This window comes from Streptomyces niphimycinicus (assembly GCF_018883605.1).
Lineage (GTDB): Bacteria > Actinomycetota > Actinomycetes > Streptomycetales > Streptomycetaceae > Streptomyces > Streptomyces niphimycinicus.
On sequence record NZ_JAHLEM010000685.1, the window covers coordinates 1 to 6,986 of the forward strand.

The following is a 6,986-nucleotide window of genomic DNA, read 5'->3' on the forward strand; positions in this document are numbered from 1 at the left end:
CGCTGCGCTCGCAGGTCGCCGCGGTGGCGCGCGGCGAGGGCGACCGCAGTCTGACGGTGCGGCTGTCGCAGCCGTCGGCCGACGGTGAGGTGCGGGTGACCCTGGCCGCGCTGCGCCCGCCGGGCGAGCCCCATCCGGCGGTGCTGGCGGCGTTCCAGCCCGGAATGTGCGGCGCCCCGGCGGGCGGGGGGACGGCCGGGGCGCGGCGCCCGGAGTCCCGGCCGGACCTGGCGGAGGTGACCCGCCATGCCGAGCTGCTGGACCTGGCCGACGACATGGCGGCGGCGCTGCTGAGGGTGGCGCTGGCCGGGGGCGGTCCGGAGGCCGTGCTGGCCAGGGCCGCGGAGGTGCTGCACGGCCGGTTCGCCGACTGGGTGATCGCCGACCTGGCCCCGGAGAGCGGCCCCGGCGCCCCGCGCCGGGTGGTGGCGCTCGGCCCGCGGGACGCGGTGGGCGACCGTACGGCCTCCCTGGCCGAGCAGGACCCGGCCGACTGCCCCCTGGTGGTGGACGCGCTGTCCGACGGGGTCTCCGCGCTGCGGGTGAGCCCGGCCGACGCCGACGCCTTCGGCCGGGACGCGACGGGTGCGCCCGTGCTGGTGCGCGAGGAGGTCACCTCGCTGCTGTGCATACCCCTGCGCGCCTCCGCCACGGATCCGGTCCGCGGGGCGCTCACGCTCTTCCGTACGGGCGGCCGCGCTGCCTTCGAGATGGCGGAGGCGGGCGTGGCGGACCGGATCTCCCGCCATGTCGCCCTGGCCATGCCACGTACGGCTCCGCGGGCGCCGGCGCCGGGGGGCTGACCCGGCGGGGCGGCGGACCGTAAGGACGCGGGCCAACCGTAAGGACGCGGGCGAGCCGTATGGACACCGGGCGCGGGCGCGGGCACGTCGGCACACCGGGGGCGTGCCCGCGCTCCAGCGCCCGGCGCGTGCCCGTCCCCACGCCCCGCGCGAGTCCTCGGCGCACCCCCACGTGCCCGTCCCGCGCCGTACCAAACGAGGTTTCCTTCCCCGGGCGCCGGTTACCCGTCGCATCTGCCGACATTCGCCGGCTGCGCGCTCGAGGAGGGCCCATGACCGAGTACGGCTATTTCCTGGCCGCCGAAGAACACGGGCCCGCGGACCTCGTCGAGCAGGCCCGGATGGCGGAGCAGGCCGGTTTCAACGCGTTGTGGATCTCCGACCACTACCACCCCTGGAGCGAGGCCCAGGGCCAGAGCCCCTTCGTCTGGTCGGTGATCGGCGCACTCTCGCAGGCCACCAGCCTGCCCGTGCAGACCGCGGTGACCTGCCCCATCATCCGTATCCACCCGGCCATCGTGGCCCAGGCCGCCGCGACCAGCTCGGTGCTGCTGGAGGGCCGCTTCCGGCTGGGCGTGGGCAGCGGCGCGGCGCTGAACGAGCATGTGCTGGGCGACCGCTGGCCGCCCGCGCCGATCCGGCTGGAGATGCTGGAGGAGGCCGTGATGGTGATGCGCCAGCTCTTCGAGGGGCGCCGCGTCACCCATCACGGCAAGCACTACACGGTGGAGAACGCCCGGCTGTACACGGTGCCCGAGGAGCCGGTGCCCATCGACATCGCGGCCTTCGGATCGGCCGCCGCCGCGCTGGCCGGGCGGGTCGGCGACGGCTTCATCACCACCGTGCCGGACGCGGAGCTGGTGGCCCGGTTCCGGCGCGGCAGCGGCGCCGGGGGCAACAGCAAACCGGCCCGCGGCGGGCTGAAGGTCTGCTACGGCCCGGACCCCGACGAGGCGCTGCGCACCGCCCACCGGCTGTGGCCGACCGAGGCGCTGCCCGGCGAGGTGCTGTCGACGCTGACCACCCCGGGCCAGTTCGAGCAGGCCACCCGGCTCGTCACCCCCGAGCGGCTGGCCGAAGAGGTGGTGTGCGGGGATGACGTGGAGGCGCATATCGGCGCGCTGAACGCGTACGCCGACGCCGGATTCGACACCGCCTACGTCCATCAGATCGGCCCCGACCAGCGGGGCTTCTTCGACTTCTACCGCACCAAGGTGCTGCCGCAGGTGGCCCGCTGAGCACCGCCGCAGGGGGCCGGGGCCGACCACCGCCACGCGTGGCCGGTGGAGAACCGCCACGCGTGGCCGACTGAGCACCGCCACGGGCACGGCCGCCCGGCGGGCAACGGCCGCCCCCGAACCGTGAGCACGGCTGAACCGCCGAAAGGAGCGATGACCCACCATGACCATGAAAGTGGCCGACTACATCCTCGCCCGACTGTCCGAGTGGGGTGTCGAGCATGTCTTCGGCTACCCGGGGGACGGCATCAACGGCCTGCTCGCCGCCTGGGGGCGGGCCGCGAACGAGCCCCGGTTCATCCAGGCCCGGCATGAGGAGATGGCGGCCTTCGACGCCGTCGGCTACGCCAAGTTCAGCGGCCGTCTCGGGGTGTGCGCGGCCACCTCGGGCCCCGGCGCGATCCATCTGCTGAACGGGCTGTACGACGCCAAGCTGGACCATGTGCCGGTGGTGGCCCTGGTCGGCCAGACCCACCGCAGCGCGATGGGCGGCTCGTACCAGCAGGAAGTGGATCTGCACAGCCTCTTCAAGGACGTGGCCTCGGACTTCCTGGAGACGGTCACCGTCCCCGAGCAGTTGCCCAATGTCCTGGACCGGGCGATCCGCACCGCCTACGCCCGCCGCGCCCCCACCGCCGTGATCATCCCGGCGGATGTGCAGGAGCTCGATTACTCCCCGCCCACCCATGAGTTCAAGATGGTGCCCTCCAGCCTGGACCGCAGCGGCTGGTCCGCGGTGCCGTCCAGCACCGCGGTGGAGCGGGCCGCGGAGGTGCTGAACGCGGGCGAGCGGGTGGCGATCATGGTCGGCCAGGGCGCCGCCGGGGCGCGCGAGGAGGTCCGGCGGATCGCCGAGACCCTGGGCGCGGGCGTCGCCAAGGCGCTGCTCGGCCTGGATGTGCTCAGCGATGAACTGCCGTATGTCACCGGCTCCATCGGGCTGCTGGGCACCCGGCCCTCGTACGAGATGATGCGGGACTGCGACACCCTGCTGACGATCGGCTCCAGCTTTCCGTACGCCCAGTTCCTGCCGGAGTTCGGCAAGGCGCGCGGCGTTCAGATCGATCTCGATCCGCACATGATCGGGATGCGCTATCCGTACGAGGTCAATCTGGTCGGCGACGCGCGCGAGACCCTGCTGCGGCTGCTGCCGCAACTGGAGCGCAAGCAGGAGCGCGGCTGGCAGGAGGGGATCATCTCGGGCGTACGGCGCTGGCGCGAGGTGACGGCCCAGCGCGCGGAGGTGTCCGCCGACCCGATCAACCCCGAGTATGTGGCCCACTGCCTGGATCCGCTGCTGCCCTCCGACGCCATCATCACCTGCGACTCCGGCTCCGTCGCCAACTGGTACGCCCGCCATCTGCGGATGCGCGGCGAGATGCGCGCCTCGCTTTCGGGCACGCTGGCCACGATGGGCTGTGGGGTGCCGTATGCGATCGGCGCCAAGTTCGCCCATCCGGACCGGCCGGCGGTGGCGCTGGTCGGGGACGGCGCGATGCAGATGAACGGCATGGCGGAGCTGATCACGGTGGCCAAGTACCGCCGGTCGTGGGAGGACCCCCGGCTGGTGATCGGCGTCTGGAACAACCAGGACCTCAACCAGGTCACCTGGGAGATGCGGGCGATGGGCGGGGCCCCGCAGTTCCTGCCCTCGCAGGAACTTCCCGATGTCTCCTACGCGCGGTTCGCCGAATCGCTCGGCATCACCGGCATCCGGGTGGAGAAGCCCGAGCAGGTCGAGCAGGCGTGGCGGGAGGCGCTGGCCGCGGACGGCCCGGCGGTCGTGGAGTTCCTCACCGATCCGGCCGTACCGCCGATCCCGCCGCATGCCACCTGGGAGCAGATGGAGGCCACGGTCGAGTCGATCATCAAGGGCGACTCGGACCGGGCGGGCATGGTGCGCCAGGGCCTGAAGGCGAAGGTGCAGGAGTACCTGCCGCACCGGAAGAAGGCCACGGAGGACAAGGCCGCGGACGACGCCTGATGCACCCATAGACCCTGAGGTACCCGTTTCGACCCCGTCCGCGCTGGCTACCCGCCGCACCGGACGGATGCGATACCCGGACCGGAAGGACGTGAGCAGTTATGAAGGTCGCCTTTCTCGTCGCCCCGGAAGGCGTGGAACAGGTCGAGCTGACCGACCCCTGGCAGGCGGTCCGGGACGCCGGGGGCACCCCTCGTCTGGTGTCCACCAAGCCCGGCCGCATCCAGGCGTTCGACCACCTCGACAAGGCGGACACCTTCGAGGTCGACCAGGTGGTCAAGGACGCCACGGTCGGGGAGTACGACGCCCTGGTGCTGCCCGGCGGGGTCGCCAACCCCGACTTCCTGCGCCTGAACGAGGCGGCCGTCGCCTTCGCCAAGGGCTTCTTCGACGCGGGGAAGCCGGTGGCCGCGATCTGTCACGCCCCATGGACGCTGGTGGAGGCCGATGTGCTGCGTGGCCGCACCCTGACCTCCTGGCCGAGTCTGCGCACCGACATCACCAACGCCGGCGGGAGCTGGGTGGACGAGCAGGTCAAGGTCTGCACCAGCGGCCCCAATGCCCTGATCACCAGCCGTAGGCCCGATGATCTCAAGGCGTTCTGTGCGGCGTTCCTGGAGGAGTTCTCGAAGACGACGAAGGGATCGGCATCATGACGGAGGACCGCAAGGAGCGGCAGCGCGACCACTACCGCGCCCCCGACCCGGCCGAAGGACCGCTGACCACCGACCAGGGCGTGGCGGTCGATCACACCGATGACTCCCTCACCGTGGGCGAACGCGGCCCGACGCTGATGGAGGACTTCCACTTCCGCGAGAAGCTGACCCATTTCGACCATGAGCGGATCCCGGAGCGGGTGGTGCACGCGCGGGGCGCGGGCGCGTACGGCTACTTCGAGCCGTACGAGTCCTGCGCGGAGTTCACCCGTGCCGCTTTCCTCCAGGATCCGTCCGTGCGCACCCCGGTCTTCGTACGGTTCTCCACCGTGCAGGGGCCCCGGGGCTCGGCGGACACGGTGCGGGACGTGCGGGGCTTCGCGACGAAGTTCTACACCTCGGAGGGCAACTACGACCTGGTCGGCAACAACATGCCGGTCTTCTTCATCCAGGACGGGATCAAGTTCCCCGACTTCGTGCACGCGCTCAAGCCGGAGCCGCAGAACGAGATCCCGACCGGCGCCTCCGCCCATGACACCCTCTGGGACTTCGTCTCCCTTCAGCCCGAGACCATGCACATGATGATGTGGCTGATGTCGGACCGGGCGATTCCGCGCAGCTTCCGGATGATGCAGGGCTTTGGGGTGCACACCTTCCGCTTCGTGGACGCGCAGGGGCGGGGCACCTTCGTGAAGTTCCACTGGAAGCCGAAGCTGGGCGTCCACTCGCTGGTGTGGGACGAGGCGCAGGAGGCCGCGGGCCGCGACCCGGACTTCAACCGGCGCGATCTGTGGGAGGCGATCGAGGCGGGGCAGTACCCCGAGTACGAGCTGGGGGTGCAGCTCATCCCGGAGGAGGACGAGTTCAACTTCGACTTCGATCTGCTCGACGCCACGAAGCTCATCCCGGAGGAACAGGTGCCGGTGCGGCCGATCGGCCATATGGTGCTGAACCGCAACCCGGACAACTTCTTCGCGGAGACCGAGCAGGTGGCCTTCCACACCGGGAACGTCGTCCCCGGGATCGACTTCACCAACGACCCGCTGCTCCAGGCCCGGAACTTCTCCTATCTGGACACCCAGCTCATCCGGCTGGGCGGCCCCAACTTCTCGCAGCTTCCGGTCAACCAGCCGGTCACCCCGGCCCGGACCAACCACCGGGACGGCTACCACCAGACCATGCTCCACAAGGGCACCAGCTACTCCCCCAACTCACTCGGCGGCGGCTGCCCGGCCCTCGCGGGCGCGGACGGCTATGCCTTCTCCCACTACGCGGAGCGGGTCGAGGGCCATAAGATCCGCGAGCGGAGCGAGTCCTTCAAGGACTTCTACAGCCAGGCCGCGCTGTTCTGGAACAGCATGAGCGACTGGGAGAGGCGCCATATCGTGGACGCCTTCCGCTTCGAGCTGGGCAAGGTCAACGCGGTGCAGGTGCGCGAGCGCACGGTCGGTCAGTTGGCCCGGATCGACTACGACCTGGCCTCGCAGGTGGCCCAGGGCATCGGCGTGGCGATGCCGGAACCGGGCGCCAACAACCACAAACCGCAAGCCTCGCCCGCGCTGAGCCTGGAGAACCTCCAGGGCGACGGCTCGATCCGCACCCGCCAGATCGCGGTCCTGGTCACGGACGGCGTGGACACCGCCCAGCTCGCCCAGGCCCAGGACGCACTCACCGCCCAGGGCGCCATCGTCGAGGCCCTCGCCCCGCACGACGGCAAGGTGGCCGGCGCCGACGGCAACGGCTACCCGGTCGACCGCGCCCTCCCCACGGTCGCCTCCGTCCTCTACGACGCCGTCCTCCTCCCCGGCGGCCCCACCGGCACCCCCGACCTGGCCTCCGACGGCGCGGCCATGCGCTTCGTCCGCGACGCCTACCGCCACGGCAAACCCATCGGCGCCCTCGGCTCGGGCGTAGGCATCCTCTCCTCCCTCGACCCGCAGGGCCTCCACATCGCCTCCGGCCACGGCCACGTCTGCGCCGACCGCGGGGTGGTCACGGACACGACGACGGGCGCGGCGAGCGAGGAATTCACCAGGGCCTTCACGGAAGCGATCTCGGCCCACCGGCACTGGGACCGCCCCCAGGTCCGCTGCTGAATTCGGCGGGGTTATTCAAGCCTCTCCGGCGATTGAGGAGCGGGGTCCGGGGCGGGCTCCGCCCCTCGACCCCCGGGCGGGGGTCGAGGGGCGGAGCCCCTCGTTTCGGGAGTTTCGGGAAGGGGCGCCGGCGCCGCGAACAACCCGCTCTCCTCCAAATCCGCCGCATACGGCGCGACCTCCCGCACCGAAAAGTCCACCAGCGGCTT

Annotated in this window: 5 protein-coding genes; all 5 read left to right on the forward strand. The window is 71.5% G+C overall.

Translation table 11 applies throughout. From position 1 onward, the window contains the following. The coding region (locus KN815_RS40130) for a diguanylate cyclase (protein ID WP_216346729.1) at positions 1-803 on the forward strand (803 nt) is incomplete at its 5' end. Between the two features lie 272 nt (positions 804-1,075). Then, entirely contained in the window at positions 1,076-2,041 is a 966-nt protein-coding gene (locus tag KN815_RS40135) for a TIGR03557 family F420-dependent LLM class oxidoreductase (RefSeq protein WP_216346730.1), read from the forward strand. Between the two features lie 163 nt (positions 2,042-2,204). After that, a complete protein-coding gene (locus KN815_RS40140) occupies positions 2,205-4,025 on the forward strand; it encodes a thiamine pyrophosphate-requiring protein (RefSeq protein ID WP_216346731.1) in 1,821 nt (606 codons plus the stop codon). A gap of 101 nt (positions 4,026-4,126) precedes the next feature. Further along, entirely contained in the window at positions 4,127-4,681 is a 555-nt protein-coding gene (locus KN815_RS40145; RefSeq protein ID WP_216346732.1) for a type 1 glutamine amidotransferase domain-containing protein, read from the forward strand. After that, complete coding sequence (locus KN815_RS40150; RefSeq protein ID WP_216346733.1) at positions 4,678-6,777, forward strand: catalase; 2,100 nt, start codon at positions 4,678-4,680, stop codon at positions 6,775-6,777. The genes KN815_RS40145 and KN815_RS40150 overlap by 4 nt, the downstream gene beginning before the upstream one ends. Positions 6,778-6,986: the final 209 nt, after the last annotated feature.